The sequence below is a fragment of the Methylobacterium sp. C1 genome (genome assembly GCF_001854385.1).
GTDB lineage: Bacteria > Pseudomonadota > Alphaproteobacteria > Rhizobiales > Beijerinckiaceae > Methylobacterium > Methylobacterium radiotolerans.
Window position 1 is genome coordinate 4,436,894 of record NZ_CP017640.1, and the last position, 19,456, is coordinate 4,456,349.

Below are 19,456 nucleotides of genomic sequence, written 5' to 3' on the forward strand. Positions count from 1 at the left end.
TAGCGCATTTCCGCGCACAGGGGATGCCCGTTCGCGCGCAACGGCCGGATCCTGTCAGTCGGCCTCGGCCAGCATGGCGAAGCGCTTCGGGCCGGCGATGGACAGGTCGGTCAGGCCGGTCGGGTAGTCGCCCGTGAAGCAGTGGTCGGTGTATTGCGGGCAGGCCGCGTTCCGCGCCTCCTCGCCCATCGCCCGGTAGAGGCCGGGGATCGACAGGAAGGCCAGCGAATCGGCGTCGATATACTTGCGCATGGCCTCGAGATCGTGGGTCGCGGCGAGCAGCTTCTCCCGCTCGGGCGTGTCGATCCCGTAGAAGTCCGGGTAGGTGATCGGCGGCGACGCGATCCGGAAATGGACCTCCGCGGCGCCGGCCTCGCGCATCATCCGGACGATCTTCACCGAGGTCGTGCCGCGCACGAGGCTGTCGTCCACGAGGACGATGCTCTTGCCCTCGATCGCCGCGCGGTTGGCCGAGTGCTTCATGCGCACGCCGAGCTCGCGCACCGACTGGGTCGGCTGGATGAAGGTCCGGCCAACGTAGTGGTTGCGGATGATCCCCATCTCGAACGGGATCCCGGTCTCCTGCGAGAAGCCGAGCGCCGCCGGCACGCCGGAATCCGGCACCGGCACGACGATGTCGGCCGCGACCGAGGCCTCGCGGGCGAGCTCCCGGCCGATCGCCTTGCGCACCGCGTAGACGCTCTTGCCGTTCACCACCGAATCCGGCCGGGCGAAGTAGATGTACTCGAAGATGCAGGGCCGCATCGGCACGGCGTCGGCGAAGCGGATCGACTCGATCCCCTCCTCGGAGATCACCACGATCTCGCCGTTCTCGATGTCGCGCACGAACCGGGCGCCGATGATGTCGAGCGCGCAGGTCTCGGAGGCCAGCATGTAGCGGCCGTCGAGCTCGCCCAGCACCAGGGGGCGGATGCCCAGCGGGTCGCGGGCGCCGATCAGCTTCTTGTTGGTCAGCGCCACGATCGCGTAGGCGCCCTGGATCGCCTGCAGGGCGTCGATGAAGCGCTCGATGATCCGGGGCTTCCGCGAGCGGGCCGCGAGGTGCAGGATCACCTCGGTGTCGGAGGTCGACTGCGTGATCGCGCCGTCGCGCACGAGGTCGCGGCGGATCGACAGGGCGTTGGTGAGGTTGCCGTTGTGGGCGACCGCGAGGCCGCCGCTGGCGAGCTCCGCGAAGAGCGGCTGGACGTTGCGCAGGATCGTGCCGCCGGTGGTCGAGTAGCGCACGTGGCCGATGGCGGCGCGGCCCTTGAGGCGCGCGATCGTGTCGCCGTCCGAGAAGGAATCGCCCACGAGGCCGGGGCGGCGCTCGGAATGGAACACCGAGCCGTCGAACGAGACGATGCCGGCCGCCTCCTGGCCCCGGTGCTGCAGGGCGTGGAGGCCCAGCGCGACGATCGCCGAGGCGTCCGGATGGCCGAAGATGCCGAAGACCCCGCATTCCTCGCGCAGCGTGTCGCCGTCGAGATCGAGATCGAAGGTGTCGGTGGAGGCGGCGGCGTGTGACATGGGGCTGTCGATCACTCACAGATCCCGGCGGCGACGGGCCGGCGCGCCGGTCGTCGCGGAAGCAATCCGTACACCACCGGAACCGCTATCTAGGCGTTCCGCGCGATGAGACCTACGGCGAATACCGCAGATCAGCGTCGCGTCGGGGTCGGCGCGGTCTCGGTCCGGCGCTGCGGCGCCGCGTCGGTCTCGGCCGGGGCGTCGGCGGACTCGTTGGGCGGCGCGCCGGTCTTCGGCTTCTTGAACTGCTTGAGGAAGCCTTCCGGATTCTCCGGCAGCTGCGCCACCAGGGCGTCGCCGGACTTCTCCAGCATCGGGCGCGTGCGGGCCTGGGCGGCCCAGTCCGGCACCTTGCCCTGCACCAGCCAGGACAGGAACACCCAGCCGATCACGCAGATCAGGAAGCCGCGGGCCGCGCCGAACAGGAAGCCGAGGGAGCGGTCGACCGCGCCGATCCGCGAGTCGAGCACGACGTCGGAGATCTTCACCGTGATGATCGACACGACGATCAGGGTGCCGAGGAAGATCGCCGCGATCGAGGCGACGAGCGCCACGGTGTCGCTGTTCACGTGCTGCTTCACGGTCGGCAGCAGCATGGGATGCAGCGTCCACGCGACGGCGGCGGCCGCCACCCAGGCGACGATCGCCAGGACCTCGCGGGTCACACCACGCACGGCCGCGAGCAGCGCGGAGACCGCGACGATGCCGAGCACGGCGAGATCCAGAACGGTAAACGGCATCGTTGAGCTTTTTGGTACCCGCGGGGATAGCGCGTCGGCCGTGCGGCTCCCCCGGACCGCGCTGGATTTATACCAAGCCCGACCTCGGCCGTCACCCTGGCGTGCCCGCCTGATCACGCGGCTGTGCCGTCCGTGCATCAGCCGCGCCGCGCGCCGGGGCGCGTCCGGTGTAAACGACGGCCCGTGCTGCCCCCGGGCGCCGTCCGGATGCTATGGGTCCGGCCTGTGCTTCCGCGACCCCGGTGGCGAACAGATGGAGGCGGTCTGCGTGGCCGAGACCGGACCTGTGACGGAGATCGGCGCTCACGGCGCCCGGCTCACGATCGACCTCGGAGCGATCGCCGCCAACTGGCGGATCCTGGCCGCCCGCGGCGCCGGCGCCGACTGCGCCGCCGTGGTGAAGGCCGACGCCTACGGTTGCGGCATCGGCCGGGTCGGACCGGCCCTGTGGGCCGCGGGCTGCCGGACCTTCTTCGTCGCGCACCTGTCCGAGGGCGTCGCCGCCCGGGCCGCCCTGCCGGAGGCCGCGATCTACGTGCTGAACGGCCTGCCCTTGGGCGCCGCGGCGGCCTTCGCGGCCCACGGGCTACGCCCGGTGCTCGGCAGCGCCGAGGAGCTGTCGGACTGGGCGGCGTTCGCGGGGAACCGCCCGCCCGCGGCGCTCCACGTCGATACCGGCATGAACCGGCTCGGCCTGTCGGTGCCCGAGGCGCTGGATCTCGCCGGGGACGCGCGGATCGCGGAGGCCGGGATCGACCTCCTCCTCAGCCACTTCGTCAGCGCCGAGACGCCAGACGACCCGGTCAACGCCCGGCAGATCGCCGATTTCGCTCGGGTTCGGGCCGCCTATCCCGGACTCCGGGCCTCGCTGGCGAACTCGTCGGGAATCTTCCTCGACGGGGCCCGGCACGACCTCCTGCGGCCGGGCTACGCCCTGTTCGGCGGCAACCCGACGCCGGGCGCCGCGAACCCGATGCGGCCGGTGGTGCGGCTGGAGGCGACGATCGCGCAGGTGCGCGGCGTCGCGGCCGGCGCCACCGCGGGCTATAACGGCCGCTGGACCGCCACCGCGCCCAGCCGCCTGGCGACGCTCTCGCTCGGTTACGCCGACGGCTTCCCCCGGTCGATCAGCGGGCGCGGCCAGGCGCTGGTCGGGGGCGTCCCGTGCCCGATCCTGGGCTCCGTCTCGATGGACCTGATCATCCTCGACGTCACGGCGGCGCCCGCGGCCCGGCGCGGCGCCGCCGCGGTACTGATCGGCGACCGCCTCGACATCGACACGGTCGGTCGCGCCGCCGGCACGATCGGCTACGAGATCCTCACGGGACTGGGTTCTCGTTATGTTCGAACCTATGTAGGGTAGCTCCCTCCCCTGACCGGAAGGCCGGACGGCCGGCGCGCGGACTCGAATGGCCAAGATCCACCAGACCTTCGTCTGCCAGTCCTGCGGGGCGGTCTACAACCGCTGGCGCGGGCGCTGCGAGGCCTGCAACGGCTGGAACACGATCGTCGAGGAGGCGCCCTCGGCCCCCGGCCAGTCGGGTCCCGCCGCGACCCGGCCGTCGCGCAACCGCGGCCGGGTCTTTCCCCTCGAGGGCCTGACCGGCGAGGCCAAGGAGGCGCCGCGCATCCCCTCGGGGATCGGCGAGCTCGACCGGGTGACCGGCGGCGGCTTCGTGCGCGGTTCGGTGATCCTGCTCGGCGGCGATCCCGGCATCGGCAAGTCGACCCTGCTGATGCAGGCCTCCGCCGCCATGGCGGGCACGGGCGAGCGGGTCGCCTACATCTCGGGCGAGGAGGCGGTCGGGCAGGTGCGCCTGCGGGCCGAGCGGCTGGGCCTGAGCGCCCGCCCGGTCCAGCTCGCCGCCGAGACCAACGTCGAGGACATCGTCGAGACCCTGAGCCAGGGGCGCCCGCCCGCGCTGGCGATCATCGACTCGATCCAGACCATGTGGACCGAGACGGTGGAATCCGCCCCCGGCACGGTCACGCAGGTGCGCTCCTCGGCCCAGGCGCTGATCCGCTTCGCCAAGACCACCGGCACGGCGGTGATCCTGGTCGGCCACGTCACCAAGGACGGGCAGATCGCCGGCCCCCGGGTGGTGGAGCACATGGTCGACGCGGTCGCCTCCTTCGAGGGCGACCAGGGCCACCATTTCCGCATCCTGCGCGCCGTGAAGAACCGGTTCGGGCCGACCGACGAGATCGGCGTGTTCGAGATGACCGATTCGGGGCTCAGCGAGGTGCCGAACCCGTCGGCGCTGTTCCTGGCCGGCCGCGACCATCAGGCGGCGGGCACCGCGGTCTTCGCCGGGATGGAGGGGACGCGGCCGCTTCTGGTGGAGATCCAGGCGCTCGTCGCCCCATCCTCTCTCGGCATGCCCCGGCGCGCCGTGGTCGGCTGGGACCCGAACCGGCTGTCGATGGTGCTCGCCGTGCTGGAGGCCCACGGCGGCATCCGGCTCGGGAGCCACGACGTCTACCTGAACGTGGCGGGGGGCCTGCGCATCACCGAGCCGGCGGCGGACCTCGCGGTGGCGGCCGCCCTGGTCTCGTCGCTGTCGGGGGCCGTGCTGCCGCCCGAGACGGTCTATTTCGGCGAGATCGGCCTGTCGGGGGCGATCCGGCCCGTGGCGCAGGCGGGCTCCCGGCTGAAGGAGGCGCAGAAGCTCGGCTTCGCCAAGGCGCTGATCCCGCAGGGTCGCGGCGAGGGCGAGAAGGCGCTGGCGGTCGAGACGCTGCGCCACATCGCCGACCTGGTGGCGGGGATCAGCGCGGGCGCGCCGCGGCGGGGCTCCGGCCAGCGCGGGCGGCAGCCGGCCCGCTACGCCGACGAGGAGATGTGAGCGCGTCCGTCTTTGCCAGCGCGGCGAAGCGACCCAGGGATGCGCTACGCCCGTAAGGGACCGGTGCCCTGGATTGCTTCGCCGCGCTCGCAGGGACAGTCGAGGCGCCTACCCCCCCGTCACGCTCATGTGCCGCGGCACGGCGGCCGGGCGCTGGCGCTCGATGACGAAGTCGTGGCCCTTGGGCTTGCGGGTGATCGCCTCGACCACCGCCGCGGCCAGCACCGAATCGTCCTGGGAGGCGCGCAGGACCGCGCGCAGGTCGGCCGAATCCTCCTGGCCCAGGCACATGTAGAGCTGGCCCGTGCAGGTCAGGCGGACCCGGTTGCAGCTCTCGCAGAAATTGTGGGTCAGCGGCGTGATGAAGCCGAGCTTGCCGCCGGTCTCCTCGACGCGGACGTAGCGCGCCGGGCCGCCGGTGCGGTCGGGGAGGGGTGTGAGGGTGTAGCGGGTCTCCAGCCGCTGCCGAGCGACCGACAGGGGCAGGAACTGGTCGGTCCGATCCGCCTCGATCTCGCCGAGCGGCATGACCTCGATCAGCGTCATGTCCATGCCGAGCCCGTGGGCCCAGGCGATCATGTCGGGGATCTCGTCGGCGTTGACGTCGCGCAGCGCCACCGCGTTGATCTTCACCTTCATCCCGGCGGCGCGGGCCGCCGCGATGCCGTCGAGCACCACCTTGAGGTCGCCGCGGCGGGTGATCTCCCGGAACTTGTCCGGGTCGAGGGTGTCGAGCGAGACGTTGATCCGGCGCACGCCGAGGCTCGCCAGCTCGTCGGCGTAGCGGGTGAGCTGCGTGCCGTTGGTGGTGAGCGTCAGCTCCTCCAGCGCCCCCGAATCGAGGTGGCGCGAGAGCCGGCGGAACAGGTGCATGATGTCGCGGCGCACGAGCGGCTCGCCGCCGGTGATGCGGAGCTTGCGCACGCCGCGGGCGATGAACACGCCGCAGAGCCGGTCCAGCTCCTCCAGGGTCAGCAGGTCGCGCTTGGGCAGGAACTCCATGTGCTCGGACATGCAGTAGGCGCAGCGCAGGTCGCAGCGATCCGTCACCGAGATGCGCAGGTACGAGATCGCCCGCTGGAACGGGTCGATCAGCGGCGCCGGCCCGGCGTGGGCATCGACCGCGGACGCCTGTGGCGTCAGGGAGCTGTCATCGAGCATCGTCCGGCATATGATGCCACCGGCGGTCGCGGGCAAGCAGGTCCCGCGCCGCAGCCCCAGATTGCGTGAGGAGTGTGGCCCGTGACCGAGGATCTGTGGCCGACCGAGATCCGCCTGTCGGCCGACCGGCGGGTGCTCAACGTCGCCTTCGAGGACGGGGCGCGCTACGCCCTCCCGGCCGAGTACCTGCGGGTGTCGAGCCCCTCGGCCGAGGTGCAGGGCCACTCGCCGCTGGAGCGGAAGGTGATCGGCGGCAAGCGCGCCGTGGCCATCCTGGCGGTGGAGCCGGTCGGCAACTACGCGGTGAAGCTCGGCTTCGACGACATGCACGACACCGGCATCTACGGCTGGGGCTATCTGCACACCCTCGGCCGCGAGTACGAGAGCCGCTGGAACACCTATCTCGGCGAGCTCGCCGAGCGGGGGCTGGACCGTGAGACCGCGCGCACCGCCCCGGTGAAGCAGGGCGGGGGTTGCGGGTCGGGCTCGTGCGGCTGCCATTGAGGGCAGGCGCTCCAGCTTAGTCCGGCCCCGAGCCTCGTGATCGCGCGCGGAGCGAAGCGACCCGGCGGCGCCACGATCTCGGAGGTCGCGCGTCCCCGGCTCGCTTCGCTGCGCTCGCGACGACGGCGCGGGTCGAATCGCGGCGTGGAGGCCGGAGGCTTGCATCCCGTCGCGCGGGCATCTGCGCCCGCCTATCTTGGAGCCGCCATGGCCTTCGCCTGCACCATCCCCGCCACGCCCACCGTCCAGCAGGACGATGCCGCCGTGCGCATCACGCGCTGGGACTTCCCGCCCGGCGGCGTGACCGGCTGGCACGAGCACGGCTGGCCGTATTTCGTGGTGATGCTGGTGGACGGGATCCTGCGCGTCCACGACGGCGCGGCGGTCAGCGAGACGGCGCTCGCGGCCGGGCAATCCTACATGCGTCCCGCGGGCATCCGGCACGACGTGATGAACGGGTCCGACCACCCGATCGCGTTCATCGAGATCGAGGTGAAGCGCCCGGACGCCCTGGTCACGCTGCCGGCGGCCTGAACGCGGAAGGGCCGGCCTCGCGGCCGGCCCTTCCCCCGGAAGCCCCGGACAATCAGCGCTGGACGATGACCTTCGTGCCGACCTTGGCGCGGGTGTACAGGTCCGTCACGTCGTCGTTGGTCATGCGGATGCAGCCCGACGAGACGGCCGTGCCGATCGTCTCCGGCTCGTTGGAGCCGTGGATGCGGTAGATCGAGCCGCCGAGATACATGGCGCGGGCGCCGAGCGGGTTCTCGAGACCGCCCTTCATGTAGCGCGGCAGGTCGGGCCGGCGCTTCAGCATGGTCGCCGGCGGGCGCCAATCCGGCCACTCGCGCTTCATCGTGATGGTCTGCACGCCGCCCCAGGTGAAGCCCGGCCGGCCGACGCCGACGCCGTAGCGCAGGGCCTGACCGCCGCCCAGCACGTAGTAGAGCCGCCGCTCGGCAGTGGAGACGACGATCGTGCCGGCGCCGTAGGGACCGTTATAGGCCACCGTCTCGCGCGGGATCGCCGACATCTGCGGCACCGCCGCGTCGGCGTTCAGCGGGTCGGCGGGGTTCAGCGCGGCGTTGGCCACCGGCACCGCGACGGTCTCGACGGCCTGCGGGCGGACGCGGACGGTGAGCGCGTCGTTCAGCGGCTGGCGGGTCAGCGGGTCGATCTCGTAGGCCAGAGCCGGCGCGGCGCAGGCGGCCGCGCCGAGAAGCCCGATCAGGGCGGGGAGAAAACGACGCATCAAAGCCTCTCGGGGCAGGCGCGGACTATGGCGGGAACGCGGCGAAGACCGCGGCACGATGCCGTGCCGATCCTCGCCAAGGGGTAAACGCTCGCGCCTCAAATCCAAGCCAGAAACCGCCCCGCCCGGGCGGTTCCGCCCGCCCGTGACTCGATGGCAACACTGTGGCAGCTTGGCCGTAAGAACCGGGATGACAGGCTCGGGTCTAGACCCTCGCCGCCCGGATCCGCGGCCGGTTCCGCGGGCGGCGCGGAGGCCGTCCCGCACCGCCCCGGACAGTCGACGCGGAGCCGCGTCAGGCCTCGTCGGCGGCGAGCCAGATGGCCGGCTCGCGCGGGACCGGGCGGAGCGGGGCCGGCGCGGCGGGCAGGCCGCGCAGCTGGGCGAGTTCGGCGAGTTCCGGCGCCTGCGCGGTGTCGTCGGCGTTCAGGAACAGGCCCCGGGCACGGGCGGCGCGGCCGAGATCGGCCCGGCTGGTCCAGACGCTCTGGGCCGGGCTCGTGAGCAGCGCCAGGGCGACCGGCGCCAGCCAGAGGGCGAGCCACGGGCTCCCGACGAGGACCAGGGCGAACACCATCAGCGCGCCGACCACCACGGCGTCGGCCTGGAGCCGGAAGGCCTCCGCCCAGGACACCTGCCGGTCGTCCCGGTCCTGCGTCTCCCAGCGGACCACCCGGCCGAAGAAGGTCGAGACCACGGCGCCGGCAGTGAACAGCGTCAGGACCGGCCACAGGACCACCCACACCGCCTGCTCCAGGGCGGCGCTCGCGAGCAGCGCCCGCGTGCCGCCGAAGGCGGCCCGGCGCTCGGCGGAGGCGAGGACGTGGCCGAGGCTCAGGAGCTTCGGCAGCGCCAGCACGGCGACGCTGAGGGCGGCGAGCGCGTGGGCGGCGGCGCCCTGCCCGGTCAGGCCGTAGGCCAGGAGGCCCAGATCGCCGGTCCGGGCGGCCTGCCACGCGGCGAGCCCCAGGAAGGCGATCCAGAGGGGGAGCACCCCGTAGGAGAGGATCCCGACGAGGAGGTGCCAGCGGCTCGCCGCGCGCAGGCCGGCCCAGGGCAGCACCCGCAGGTGCTGGAGATTGCCCTGGCACCAGCGGCGCTCGCGGCCGAGCAGGTCGACGAGGTTGGTAGGCATCTCCTCCCAGGTGCCGCCCATCTCGGGCAGCAGCCGCACCTCCCAGCCGGCGCGCACCATCAGCGCGCCCTCGACGATGTCGTGGCACAGGATCTCGCCGCCGAGCGGCTCCCGGCCCGGGAGCTTCGGGAGCTGCGCGTTCTCCGCGAAGGCCTCGACCCGCAGGATCGCGTTGTGGCCCCAGTAGCTGCCCTCGGGACCCTGCCAGGTCTCCAGGCAGCGCAGGGCCAGCGGCGCGTAGAGCCGGACGGCGAATTGCTGGATGCGGGCGAAGAGCGTGTCCCGGCCGGCGGCGTACGAGACGGTCTGGATCAGGCCGGTGCGCGGGCTCGCCTGCATCAGCCCGACGAGCCGGCCCATGGCCGCGCCGGTCATCAGGCTGTCGGCGTCCAGCACGATCATGAACGCGTACTCGCCGCCGTAGGTGCGGCAGAACTCGCCGATGTTGCCGGCCTTGCGGCCGACATTCTCCGTCCGGCGCCGGTAGCGGATCCGCGGCAGCGCCGGGTCGGACGCCGCCCAGGCCTGGATGCGGGCGTACTCGTGCTCCTCGACGGCGGCGATGGCGCCGTCCCGGGTGTCGGAGAGGACGAAGATGTCGATGCCCCGCGCCTCGGCGCGGGCGAGCGACCGCGCCATCACCCGCAGGCGGGCGAAGACCGCGACCGCGTCCTCGGCGTGGATCGCCACCACGGCGGCGGTGCGTCCCACCTCGGCCGGCACGGCGGCCGCCTGCTCCGCGCGGCGCTCCAGCGCGGATTTCGCCCGGTCCCCCAGGAGGGCCGCGACGAACCCGTAGACGTACTGGCAGGCGACGAAGGCCTGCCAGCCCATCACCAGGGCGAACAGCACCAGGACCGCCCAGGCCAGCGGGCTGACGCCCGCCGGGTAGGCGAGCGCGGCGAGCCACGCGAGGCCGCCCGCGGCGGCGAGGCTCGGGACGGCCAGGGCGAGGCGACGGGCGCGCAGGGCGCCGCGGGGTGCGCCGGTCCAGACCTCGCGACAGGATGCGCTCTCCGACGGATCGGGTATGGCGGGAGCCGCGTTCCGGTGCGACCGCTCGGCGGAGGAGGTGACGCGTGACGACATGGCGCGAGGAACTCGACCGTGGAAGGCTGCCGGCCGCCCGGCCGTCCGGGGCCGGGAACCGATGACCGTGGATACCGATGTGCGGGGCGAGGATACGGAGCCGACCCGGCAGCCCAGGCCGCCGGAAGCCGAACGGATCAATCCCCCCTCCCGACGCCGCGTTCTTCGAACAGTCGTGGCCGCGGCTGCCGGCACGGTTCTACCTAGCGCGACTGATCTGAATGGGTCCAGAACGTGGGCCGGGCCGGCGCTTCAGCCGCAGGGCGACGCGATGACCTTCGAGACGCTCTCGGCCGAGGCGGCGCGCCGCGCCGCCGCGCCCTACGCCGCACCGCCCGAGGATCTGCCGCCGGCGCTCGCTGCCCTCGATTACGACGGCTACCGGGCGATCACCTTCCGGCCGGCCGCGAGCCTGCGGCTCGGCGCGCATTTCAGCGCGCAGCTGTTCCACCGCGGCTTCCTGCAGCGCAGGCGCGTGGCGCTCCACCTCCAGCCGCTCCGGGGGCCCGCGCGCCCGATCCCCTACGACACGCAGCTGTTCGACCTGGGCACGCGGCTCGCCGGCCAGAGCTTCCCGGCGGATCTCGGCTTCGCGGGCTTCCGCCTGCACTACGCCTTCCCGGGCACCCCGGCCTGGCGGCCGAAGGGCTTCCAGGAGGAGTTCCTCGTCTTCCTGGGCGCTTCCTACTTCCGCCTGCGCGCGGCCAACCAGGAATACGGGCTCTCGGCCCGGGGCCTCGCCATCGGCACCGGCGCGCCGGAGGGCGAGGAATTTCCCGACTTCGTCGCGCACTGGATCTGCGAGCCGGAGCCGGAGGCGCGCACGCTCACGGTGCTCTCGCTCCTCGACAGCCCGAGCGTGGCCGGCGCCTACCGGTTCGAGATCGCGCCCGGCGATCCGGCCCGGATCGCCGTCACCGCGGCGCTCCACCCGCGCCGGGCGCTCCCGAAGCTGGGGCTGGCGCCGCTCACCAGCATGTTCCTCTTCGGCCAGAACGGGCCCGGGGCGCGGGGCGCGAAGCCCTTCGACGATTTCCGGCCGCAGGTGCACGATTCCGACGGCCTCTGCGTCGCGGCCGGGGCCGACCCGGCGCGGCTCGACCGGATCTGGCGGCCCCTGGTCAACGGGCGCGCGCAGCCGCAGATCTCCGCCCTCGCGGCCCGGCCGCTCGCCGGCTTCGGGCTGCTGCAGCGGGAGCGGAGCTTCGCGGCCTACCTCGACGTGGAGGCGCGCCACGAGGCGCGGCCGGGCCTGTGGGTGGCGCCGGATCCCGCCGGGGGCGCCTTCGCGGACGGCGCCGTGCAGCTGTTCGAGATCCCGTCGGGCGAGGAGTACATGGACAACATCGTGGCGGCCTTCGTGCCGGCCGCCCCGGCGCGGCCCGGCGCGCCGCTGCACGTCGCCTACGGCCTGACCACGGTGGGCGCCGAGCCGGTGCCGGCGATCCCGGAGGCCGCCCTCGCCCGGGTGACGTCGACGCGGCTCGGCTCGGCGGAGCGCCTGCGCCCGTCGAACCCGCCCAACCCGCGGCGGCGGCTCTGCGTCATCGACTTCGAGGGTCCGGGCCTGCCGCGGGGTCCCGACGACGCGGTCGCCGCGGAGGTCTCGGCCAGCGCCGGGACGATGCACGAGCCGGTCGCCAACTTCGTGCCGCAGACCGGCGGCTGGCGGATCTACGTCGAGTGGCGCCCGCCGGAGCCGGTGCCGCCGGGCGACGTCGTGCTGCGCGCCCGGCTGGTCCGCGGGACCGTCCCCCTCAGCGAGACCTGGGACGCGGCCGTCTAGGTACGGGGATCGCGCCGCGGCGGCGCCGGACGGTTCGGGCCCGTTCAGGCGGTCCGGCGCTCCCGCTCCAGGCGCCGGGCCAGGCGGGTGGCGCCGTAGACCTCGCTCAGGCGGCGGCGGGCCGCGGAGACCGGCGGGGCCTGCCGCTCGTCATGGGCGGCCGCGATGACGCGCAGGGCGGCGGCGACCGAACGCTCCAGGCGACGCTCGGCCTGGCCGGCCGCGTCCCGATGATTGTCGAGCATGTGATGATCCCTCGTGCAGCGCCGTCTCCACCCTCTGACGGGGCAGTATCCGGCAGCGCAGACAGATTTCACATCTGGCTTGACCGTATCAAGGCAGCTTGGCCGTGAGCCGCGGTTCTTCGTTACCGCAGCTCCTCGTGCCAGGTCCGGCCGTCGCGCTCGATCAGCGCGATGGCGGCGGTCGGCCCCCAGCTGCCGGCCGGGTAGGGCCGCGGCGCCTCGGGCCGGTCGGCCCAGGCCTTGAGCACGCCGTCCGCCCAGGCCCAGGCGGCCTCGACCTCGTCGCGGCGCATGAACAGCGTCGCGTTGCCGCGGACCACGTCCATCAGCAGGCGCTCGTAAGCGTCGGGGTAGCGCTGCTTGAAGGTCTCCTCGAAGGAGATGTCGAGGTCGGTCGGGCGCAGGCGCAGGCCGCCGGGACCGGGATCCTTGGTCATCACCTCGAGCTTCATGCCCTCCTGCGGCTGCAGGCGGATCACGAGTCGGTTCGGCTCGCGACCGAAGGCCTCCTCGGGGAAGATCGAGAAGGGCGAGGCGCGGAACTGCACCACGATCTCGGAGAGCTTCTGGGGCAGGCGCTTGCCGGTGCGCAGGTAGAACGGCACCCCGGCCCAGCGCCCCGACTGGATCTCGACCTTCATGGCCACGAAGGTCTCGGTCCGGCTCTCGTGGCCGAGCTCGGCGAGGTAGCCCTCGACCGGCTTGCCGTCGACGGCGCCCGCCACGTACTGGCCGCGCACCGTGACGCTCTGGATGTCGTGCGTGGTGATCGGCTTGAGGGCGCGCAGCACCTTCAGCTTCTCGTCGCGGACCGAGTTCGCCTCGAGATTGAGCGGGCTCTCCATGGCGGTCAGGCAGAGGAGCTGCAGGATGTGGTTCTGCAGCATGTCGCGCATCGCGCCCGACGTGTCGTAGTAGCCGGCCCGGCCCTCGACCCCCACCGTCTCGGCGACGGTGATCTGGACGTGGTCGATCACGTCCGAGGTCCAGAGCCGCTCGAAGATCGTGTTGGCGAAGCGGAGCGAGAGCAGGTTCTGGACCGTCTCCTTGCCGAGATAGTGGTCGATGCGGAAGATCTGCGATTCGGGGAAGACCTCGCCGACCGCGTCGTTGATCGCCCGGGCCGATTTCAGGTCCTTGCCGATCGGCTTCTCCAGCACGACGCGGGACTTCTCGCCGACGAGCCCGTGGGCGGCGAGGTTGCGGCAGATCGAGCCGTAGAGGTCGGGCGAGGTAGCGAGATAGTAGGGCCGGACCTGGTCGGGCCGCTCGTCGAGCTTGGCGACGAGGTCGGTCCAGCCGCTGTCGCCGGCCCCGTCCACCGCGACGTAGTCGACGTGGTCGAGGAAGCGCCCGAGCACGTCGTCGGTCAGGTCGGCGGCCGGCACGAATCGCTTGAGGGCGTCGCGGGCGTGCTCGCGGAAGGCGTCGAGGGACAGCTCCGACCGCGAGGCGCCGATGATCCGGCTGGTCTCGGGGATCTGGCCGTCGCGGAAACGGTAGAACAGCGCCGGCAGCAGCTTCCGCGCGGTCAGATCGCCGGTCGCGCCGAACACGACGCAGTCGAAGGAAGCGACGGGGATGATCGTGGCCAAGGGCGGCTCCCGGATGTCGTGCGCTGATCTCGTGCGGCGGCTGCGTCGCACTGACCTAGCCCGTGTGCAAGGGCTTCGCCAGACGAGGGGCGCAGGCCAGCGCTGTCCGGTTCAGGGGGCCGCCGGGACAGGTCCGGGCAAGCCCACGCTGCCACGCTCCGTCCTTGCGAGCGCAGCGAAGCAACCCAGGGCAGCGCGAGGCCGCGTGGGTCACCCCTCCATGTACCGCTTGAACGCCTCGGCGTAGTCCGGATGCCAGCGCGAGAGGGCGGGCCGGTTCTCGACGATGTCGCCGGACGCCCAGGCGATCCGCTTCTGATCCTGCGCCCGCGTGGTCTCGTTGTCCGGGCAGAGGATGTAGAAATCGCCGACGGCGAGCCGCTCCAGCAGGAAGGCCACGGTCTCGTCGGGCGTCCAGGCCCCCGCGGGCTTCTCGGCGACGCCGCGGGCCTTCGTGAGGCCCGTGTAGACGAAGCCCGGGATCAGCAGGTGGGCCGTGGTGTGGCAGCCCTCCCGGTTGCGCAGCTCGTGGGCGAGCGCCTCGGTGACCGCCTTCACGCCCGCCTTCGAGACGTTGTAGGGCGCGTTGCCCGGCGGGGTGGTGATGCCCTGCTTCGAGCCCGTGACGACGATCGCGCCGGGCCTGCCGCCCGCGATCATGCCGGGCGCGAAGGCGTGGATGCCGTTGACCACGCCACCGAGATTCGTGCCCAGGATCCGCGCCCAGGTGTCGGCGTCGGAGAACAGCTTTCCGCCGGCCTCGATCCCGGCATTCAGCATCACCAGGGCGGGCGGCCCGCCCTTGGCGACGGCGGCCGCCAGGGCCTCGACGGCGCCGCGGTCCGACACGTCGGTGGGCACGGCGCGCACCTCGACGGCGGCGAGTTCGGCGACGGCGGCTCGGGCCGCGTCCAGGGCCGGGCCCGGCAGGTCGGCGAGCCAGACGTTCATGCCGGCCCGGGCGAAGGCCTGCGCGGCGGCGAGGCCGATGCCGCTCGCAGCCCCGGTGACGACCGCGCTGCGACCGGGGCTGATCGCGGGGTGCTGGCTCATGACGGATCCTGGGCTGACGGGCGTCCATCAGATGGGGCGCCCCCGCGAGGAAGGCGAGATCGCGTCCCGATCCTGGCCCCGGCCCCGGCAGTCCCAGCGGATCGCCGCCCCGGCGGCGTCTGCTAGGGTGGCGGGCCCCCCTGCGGAACGAAGCACCCGGATGTCCCCTCCCCCGAGCCGCCGATCGATCCTCGCGGGCGCGGCCTCCCTCGGCCTCGCCGGCACGGCGCGCGCGGCCGGCCCGGCGGGGTTCGGTCCCCTCGGCCGGCCGTCCTGGTCGGCCGACAGCCTCCAGGCCGCAGCGGCCGCCAAGGGCCTGACATACGGCTGCGAGGTGCCGTTCCACCGCTTCGACGCGACGCCCGCCTACCGGGAGGCGGTGGCGCGGGAATGCGGCATCCTCGTCTGCGGCACCGAGATGAAGATGGAGGAGGTCCTGCCGGCGCCGGGCAGGACCGACTTCGCCCGCGGCGACGCGATCCTGCGCTTCGCCAGGGGGAACGGCCAGCGCATGCGCGGCCACACGCTCGTCTGGCACGCGGCGCTGCCGCCCTGGGTCGGGCCGCTGCTCGGCCGGGCGAGCGCCGTCCAGGCCGAGGATTTCATGCGGCGCTGGATCGAGACGGTGGCGGGCCACTATCGCGGCCAGATCGTCGCCTGGGACGTGGTCAACGAGATCCTCGGCAACGAGGCCGATCCCGACCGCGGCGGCGGCCTGCGCGACTCGCCCTGGCTCGCCGCGATCGGACCCGGCTACGTCGACCTCGCCTTCCGGATCCTCCACGAGACCGACCCCGCGGCCGCCGGCACCTGGAACGAGGACGCGGTGGAGCAGGGCGTGCCCTGGATGGAGGCCAAGCGCACCAAGGTCCTGCGCCGCCTGGAGGCGATGCGGTCCCGCGGCGTGCCGATCCGGCGCTTCGGGCTCCAGTCGCACCTCACCAGCACGATCCCGATCGACCAGGGCCAGCTGCGGCGCTTCCTGCGGGAGATCGGCCAGATGGGACTCGGGATCGAGATCACCGAACTCGACATCGACGACCGCGCCTTCCCGTCCGACGTGGCGACCCGCGACCGGATGGTGGCCGACTACGCCCGGCGCTACCTCGACGCGGTGCTGGACGAGCCCGCCTGCCTCGACGTCCTGACCTGGGACATCTACGACCCGGACACGTGGCTGAACGACCATCCCTACCGCAAGCGGCCCGACGGCCTGCCGCAGCGGGCCCTGCCGCTCGACGCGCAGTTCCGGCGCAAGCCCCTGTGGCACGCCATGAAGGCGGCCTTCGCGGCCGCGCCGGATCACAGGGCCGCCCGCGACAGGCTCAGGCGGGCGTGATCCCGGCCCGCCGGCCGTCCTCGGCCAGGCTCGGCTCCGGCGGCCGGTCCGCCAGCAGCCGGCGGCGGAGGCGCGCGCAGGGGCGCTCGACGAGCCCGTACATCCCCCAGCACCACAGCAGCGTCACCGGGAAGGCGGCCAGCATCAGCCCGACGCCGTGCAGCCCGGGCCGCAGGTGCAGCACGAGGGCCACCACGGTCATGTGCGCGAGGTAGAAGCTGTAGGACCAGAGCCCGAGCTGGCGCATCGGCCGGCCGGCCAGCAGCCGCACCAGTGGCCCCTCGCCGTGGAGCAGGTACGCGAAGGGCACGAACAGGGCGGCGCTCTGGAGCGTGTAGCGCAGGCTCTCGCGGAAGGCGGGATCGCGGACCGCCAGGGTCCCGAGGATCACCGCGAGGCTCGCCGCGACGTGCCAGGGCGCGGGACGCCACGCCCGGTCGGCCGGAACCACCGGGTTGTTCCACAGCCCGAGGCAGCACCCGAACAGGATCGCGTCGATCCGGGTGTGGGTCCAGCTGTAGTTCAGGCTGTAATCCGGCAGCCGCCAGACGTTGACGCACCGGATCGCCAGGACGGCCGCGCAGAGCCCCAGGCAGGCCAAGGCCGCGCGGCGCGGTCGCAGGCGCCCGAGCCAGAGCAGGAAGACCAGCGGGAAGACGAGGTAGAAGTGCTCCTCGATGGCGAGGCTCCACAGCGGCACCGGCAGCACCGCCTCGGTTCCGAACAGGCCGGGATAGTTCGTCAGGAACGTCGCCTGCCCGAGGATCGCCGCCGGCGCGACCGGCATCCAGTCGAGCCACCCCGCCGCGTAGAGCGCGCCGGAGGCGAGCAGGGTCAGGTACATGGGCGGCAGGATGCGCAGGCTCCGCCGAAGGTAGAAGGCTCCCAGCGACACCGTGCCGGTCCGCGCCCGCTCGATCCGCAGGAGCGTGGTGATCAGGTAGCCGCTGAGGAAGAAGAAGACGGTCACGCCGAAGCCGCCCGGCACCACGTGGCTGTAGCCGCAATGGGCCGCGAACACGATCAGGATGGCGAGCGCCCGCACCCCGTCGAGCTGCGGCAGGTAGGGCATCGTCTTCGGGATCGGGTATCCGGATTCCGGCATGGCGGAGGTCGATCTCGCGGCGGGCGTCGGGGTCTCAGCATAAGCGCGCTTTTCGCGCGGACCGACATCCGCGCGGCGCGCTGAGCGGCTGGACCAGTGTCCGCATGGTGAATCCAGCTCTCCGAGCCCGGTGAAGGCCGGAGGAGATTGGTAACCACGCCGGTCCATGATCCCGCCCGATCGCCCGGTCCCGGGCGCCGTCGGGAGTGTTGCGTATGGTCCCGGTCCAGCCCCGCCGTCACGCCCGCCCGCACGCCGCGCTGGGTGCGGGCCTGTCCCTGCTGGCCCTGCTCGGAGCGCCGGGCGCCGCCCTGGCGCAGGGGGCCGGCGCCGCGCAGGCCGGCCCCGCGCCGGTGCCACCGCTCGCCGTGCCGGTCGCGGTGCCGCCCGCCGCCGCGGGCGAGACCGCGAAGGGCCAGGAGCCCCGGGCACCCGAGGCGAAGGGCGCCGCCGGCCAGGCGGACACCAAGCGGGCCGAGACCAAGCCGCCCGAGCCCAGGGCGACCGAGGTCGTGCCGGAGCCTGTCCCAGTGCAGGGCAAGGCGCAGGATGCCAAGGTCCAGAGCGCGAAGGTCCAGGACACCAAGGCGTCGGAGACCAGGGCGCAGCAGGCCAAGCCTCAGGAGGCGGCCAAGAAGTCGCGCGAGCCGGCGCCGCTGGTCTACGCCAAGGTCTCCACCGACCCGAACCCGACGCTGACGTCGCGGACGTTCCTCGACACGCTCCGGGCGGCCGAGCGCTACGCGGCCTTCGCGGAGGCCGGCGGCTGGGAACGGCTGCCCGAGGATCTCGCGCGCCTCAAGCCCGGCGAGCGCCACCCGGCGATCCCCGCCCTGCGCCACCACCTGACGCTCACCGGCGACCTGCCGGCGGACGCGCCACCGAACGACCGCCTCGACCCGCCGCTGGTGGCGGCGATCGCGGCGTTCCAGGCCCGTCACGGCCTGCCCGACAGCGGCGTCCTGGGCCGGCTCACCATCAACGCGCTCAACGTGCCGGCCGCGGTGCGCCAGCGGCAGCTCGCCGCCTCGGCGGCCCGGCTGATGGGCTCGAAATTCCCGTTCGGCGAGCGCTACGTGGTGGTCAACATCCCGTCCGCCGCCGTGGAGGCGGTGGAGAACGGCGCCGTCGCGCGCCGCTACGTCGCGGTGGTCGGTTCCCCCGACAAGGCGACGCCGCCGGTGGAGACGCGGATCACCGACATCAACTTCAACCCGACCTGGACGGTCCCGGCCTCGGTGGTGAAGAACGAGATCATCCCGCAGATGCGCAGGAATCCGGGCTATCTCGCCAAGAACCACATCCGGATCCTCAGCCCGGCGGGCGAGGTCGACCCGACCCGGATCGACTGGGCGGGCGAGAAGGCCGTCAACTACACGCTGCGCCAGGATCCCGGCTTCGACAATTCGCTCGGCCAGGTGCGCATCGACATGCCGAACCGCTTTGCCGTCTACATGCACGATACGCCGGCGAAGTCGCTCTTCGCCGCGAGCGTACGCTTCCACAGCCACGGCTGCGTCCGGGTCGGACAGGTGAAGGAACTCGTCGGCTGGCTGCTACAGGGCACGGACGGCCCCAACGGGCCGGGCACGAGTTGGGGCCCCATCGAGATCGAGACCGGCATCGCCGACGGCGAGCGCCGCGACATCAAGCTCGCCAAGCCGATCCCGGTGACCTTCGTGTATCTCACCGGCTACGCCACGCCGGACGGGAAGGCGCATTTCCGCGACGACATCTACAACCTCGACACGCCGGCGGCCGAGCCCGCCGCCACCGGCGCGATCCCGCCCGCGGCGGCTGCGGACGCGGGCGCCGCGAAGCCGACCCCCGCCACCACCGCGCCGGCCACGCCCCGGCCCGGTGCCGCCCACGACGCGAAGCCGGTCCCGGCGCGGGCCGCCGGGGCCAGGCCCGCACCGGCAAGGCCCGCCCCCGCCAAGCCGGCGGCAGCCCGGCCCGGCCCGGAGCCCCGCAGTTTGGAATCCGTCGAACCTATCCGCTAAAGCCAACCCAGCCATGCGATTCTCGGAACGGCGGAACCTCCCGACGGGCCGGTCATTGGCTCGCAGAAGGCGC

Annotated in this window: 16 protein-coding genes; 7 read left to right on the forward strand and 9 right to left on the reverse strand. The window is 73.0% G+C overall.

The genetic code is table 11. The features are described from left to right. Positions 1-54: 54 nt before the first annotated feature. Both purF and BKE41_RS20540 read right to left on the reverse strand, forming a co-directional pair. Positions 55-1,530 (reverse strand): amidophosphoribosyltransferase, encoded by a 1,476-nt coding sequence (gene purF, locus BKE41_RS20535; protein ID WP_071000729.1) that lies wholly within the window; start codon positions 1,528-1,530, stop codon positions 55-57. Between the two features lie 131 nt (positions 1,531-1,661). Beyond that, positions 1,662-2,270, reverse strand: a complete 609-nt coding sequence (locus BKE41_RS20540; RefSeq protein WP_012320826.1) for a CvpA family protein — start codon at positions 2,268-2,270, stop codon at positions 1,662-1,664. A 253-nt stretch (positions 2,271-2,523) separates the two neighbouring features. On the opposite strand from BKE41_RS20540, the gene alr reads away from it, so the two are divergent. Continuing rightward, positions 2,524-3,633, forward strand: coding sequence for an alanine racemase (gene alr, locus BKE41_RS20545; protein WP_147021438.1), 1,110 nt, complete (start codon positions 2,524-2,526; stop codon positions 3,631-3,633). Between the two features lie 46 nt (positions 3,634-3,679). Further along, entirely contained in the window at positions 3,680-5,116 is a 1,437-nt protein-coding gene (radA, locus tag BKE41_RS20550; RefSeq protein WP_024829073.1) for a DNA repair protein RadA, read from the forward strand. 108 nt (positions 5,117-5,224) lie between these two features. Here the strand turns inward: radA and moaA are convergent, their stop codons facing one another. After that, positions 5,225-6,277 carry a GTP 3',8-cyclase MoaA gene (gene moaA, locus BKE41_RS20555; protein WP_029360710.1) on the reverse strand — a complete coding sequence of 351 codons (1,053 nt, stop codon included), beginning with the start codon at positions 6,275-6,277 and terminating at the stop codon, positions 5,225-5,227. A gap of 81 nt (positions 6,278-6,358) precedes the next feature. Here moaA and BKE41_RS20560 point away from each other — a divergent pair, with 81 nt between their 5' ends. Then, positions 6,359-6,781, forward strand: coding sequence for a DUF971 domain-containing protein (locus BKE41_RS20560; protein ID WP_012320830.1), 423 nt, complete (start codon positions 6,359-6,361; stop codon positions 6,779-6,781). A gap of 207 nt (positions 6,782-6,988) precedes the next feature. Then, the gene (locus tag BKE41_RS20565; RefSeq protein ID WP_012320831.1) at positions 6,989-7,315 is read left to right on the forward strand and encodes a cupin domain-containing protein; all 327 of its coding nucleotides are present in this window, start codon (positions 6,989-6,991) and stop codon (positions 7,313-7,315) included. Between the two features lie 52 nt (positions 7,316-7,367). Here the strand turns inward: BKE41_RS20565 and BKE41_RS20570 are convergent, their stop codons facing one another. Beyond that, entirely contained in the window at positions 7,368-8,033 is a 666-nt protein-coding gene (locus BKE41_RS20570) for a L,D-transpeptidase (RefSeq protein ID WP_012320832.1), read from the reverse strand. A 295-nt stretch (positions 8,034-8,328) separates the two neighbouring features. After that, on the reverse strand, positions 8,329-10,257 hold the full coding sequence (gene mdoH, locus BKE41_RS20575; protein WP_071000038.1) for a glucans biosynthesis glucosyltransferase MdoH: 1,929 nt from the start codon (positions 10,255-10,257) through the stop codon (positions 8,329-8,331). Positions 10,258-10,528: 271 nt separating this feature from the next. Between mdoH and BKE41_RS20580 the strand changes: the two genes are divergently transcribed. After that, positions 10,529-12,043, forward strand: a complete 1,515-nt coding sequence (locus tag BKE41_RS20580; RefSeq protein ID WP_071000039.1) for a glucan biosynthesis protein — start codon at positions 10,529-10,531, stop codon at positions 12,041-12,043. A 44-nt stretch (positions 12,044-12,087) separates the two neighbouring features. On the opposite strand, the gene BKE41_RS20585 is transcribed toward BKE41_RS20580, so the two are convergent. From BKE41_RS20585 to BKE41_RS20595, 3 genes are all read right to left on the reverse strand, one after another. Next, a complete protein-coding gene (locus BKE41_RS20585) occupies positions 12,088-12,288 on the reverse strand; it encodes a hypothetical protein (RefSeq protein ID WP_024829070.1) in 201 nt (66 codons plus the stop codon). Positions 12,289-12,410: 122 nt separating this feature from the next. Next, positions 12,411-13,883 carry a glucose-6-phosphate dehydrogenase gene (gene zwf, locus BKE41_RS20590; RefSeq protein WP_012320836.1) on the reverse strand — a complete coding sequence of 491 codons (1,473 nt, stop codon included), beginning with the start codon at positions 13,881-13,883 and terminating at the stop codon, positions 12,411-12,413. Positions 13,884-14,093: 210 nt separating this feature from the next. Further along, positions 14,094-14,936, reverse strand: a complete 843-nt coding sequence (locus tag BKE41_RS20595; RefSeq protein ID WP_071000040.1) for an SDR family NAD(P)-dependent oxidoreductase — start codon at positions 14,934-14,936, stop codon at positions 14,094-14,096. A gap of 160 nt (positions 14,937-15,096) precedes the next feature. Between BKE41_RS20595 and BKE41_RS20600 the strand changes: the two genes are divergently transcribed. After that, a complete protein-coding gene (locus tag BKE41_RS20600) occupies positions 15,097-16,275 on the forward strand; it encodes an endo-1,4-beta-xylanase (protein WP_024829068.1) in 1,179 nt (392 codons plus the stop codon). Here the strand turns inward: BKE41_RS20600 and BKE41_RS20605 are convergent. Next, positions 16,262-17,380: an acyltransferase gene (locus BKE41_RS20605; RefSeq protein WP_012320839.1), complete on the reverse strand. Its 1,119-nt coding sequence runs from the start codon at positions 17,378-17,380 to the stop codon at positions 16,262-16,264. The two genes, BKE41_RS20600 and BKE41_RS20605, sit on opposite strands and share 14 nt — an antisense overlap. A gap of 215 nt (positions 17,381-17,595) precedes the next feature. Between BKE41_RS20605 and BKE41_RS20610 the strand changes: the two genes are divergently transcribed. Then, entirely contained in the window at positions 17,596-19,383 is a 1,788-nt protein-coding gene (locus tag BKE41_RS20610; RefSeq protein ID WP_024829067.1) for a L,D-transpeptidase family protein, read from the forward strand. Positions 19,384-19,456 lie beyond the last annotated feature (73 nt).

What these genes read in the sequence shown, in the direction of transcription:
- purF (WP_071000729.1), bottom strand. Translation starts at nt 1,530, where the DNA reads ATGTCACACGCCGCCGCCTCCACCGACACCTTCGATCTCGATCTCGAC.
- BKE41_RS20570 (WP_012320832.1), bottom strand. Translation starts at nt 8,033, where the DNA reads ATGCGTCGTTTTCTCCCCGCCCTGATCGGGCTTCTCGGCGCGGCCGCC.
- BKE41_RS20585 (WP_024829070.1), bottom strand. Translation starts at nt 12,288, where the DNA reads ATGCTCGACAATCATCGGGACGCGGCCGGCCAGGCCGAGCGTCGCCTG.
- BKE41_RS20610 (WP_024829067.1), top strand. Translation starts at nt 17,596, where the DNA reads ATGGTCCCGGTCCAGCCCCGCCGTCACGCCCGCCCGCACGCCGCGCTG.
- BKE41_RS20580 (WP_071000039.1), top strand. Translation starts at nt 10,529, where the DNA reads ATGACCTTCGAGACGCTCTCGGCCGAGGCGGCGCGCCGCGCCGCCGCG.
- mdoH (WP_071000038.1), bottom strand. Translation starts at nt 10,257, where the DNA reads ATGTCGTCACGCGTCACCTCCTCCGCCGAGCGGTCGCACCGGAACGCG.
- moaA (WP_029360710.1), bottom strand. Translation starts at nt 6,277, where the DNA reads ATGCTCGATGACAGCTCCCTGACGCCACAGGCGTCCGCGGTCGATGCC.
- BKE41_RS20565 (WP_012320831.1), top strand. Translation starts at nt 6,989, where the DNA reads ATGGCCTTCGCCTGCACCATCCCCGCCACGCCCACCGTCCAGCAGGAC.
- BKE41_RS20605 (WP_012320839.1), bottom strand. Translation starts at nt 17,380, where the DNA reads ATGCCGGAATCCGGATACCCGATCCCGAAGACGATGCCCTACCTGCCG.
- alr (WP_147021438.1), top strand. Translation starts at nt 2,524, where the DNA reads ATGGAGGCGGTCTGCGTGGCCGAGACCGGACCTGTGACGGAGATCGGC.
- BKE41_RS20595 (WP_071000040.1), bottom strand. Translation starts at nt 14,936, where the DNA reads ATGAGCCAGCACCCCGCGATCAGCCCCGGTCGCAGCGCGGTCGTCACC.
- radA (WP_024829073.1), top strand. Translation starts at nt 3,680, where the DNA reads ATGGCCAAGATCCACCAGACCTTCGTCTGCCAGTCCTGCGGGGCGGTC.
- BKE41_RS20540 (WP_012320826.1), bottom strand. Translation starts at nt 2,270, where the DNA reads ATGCCGTTTACCGTTCTGGATCTCGCCGTGCTCGGCATCGTCGCGGTC.
- BKE41_RS20600 (WP_024829068.1), top strand. Translation starts at nt 15,097, where the DNA reads ATGTCCCCTCCCCCGAGCCGCCGATCGATCCTCGCGGGCGCGGCCTCC.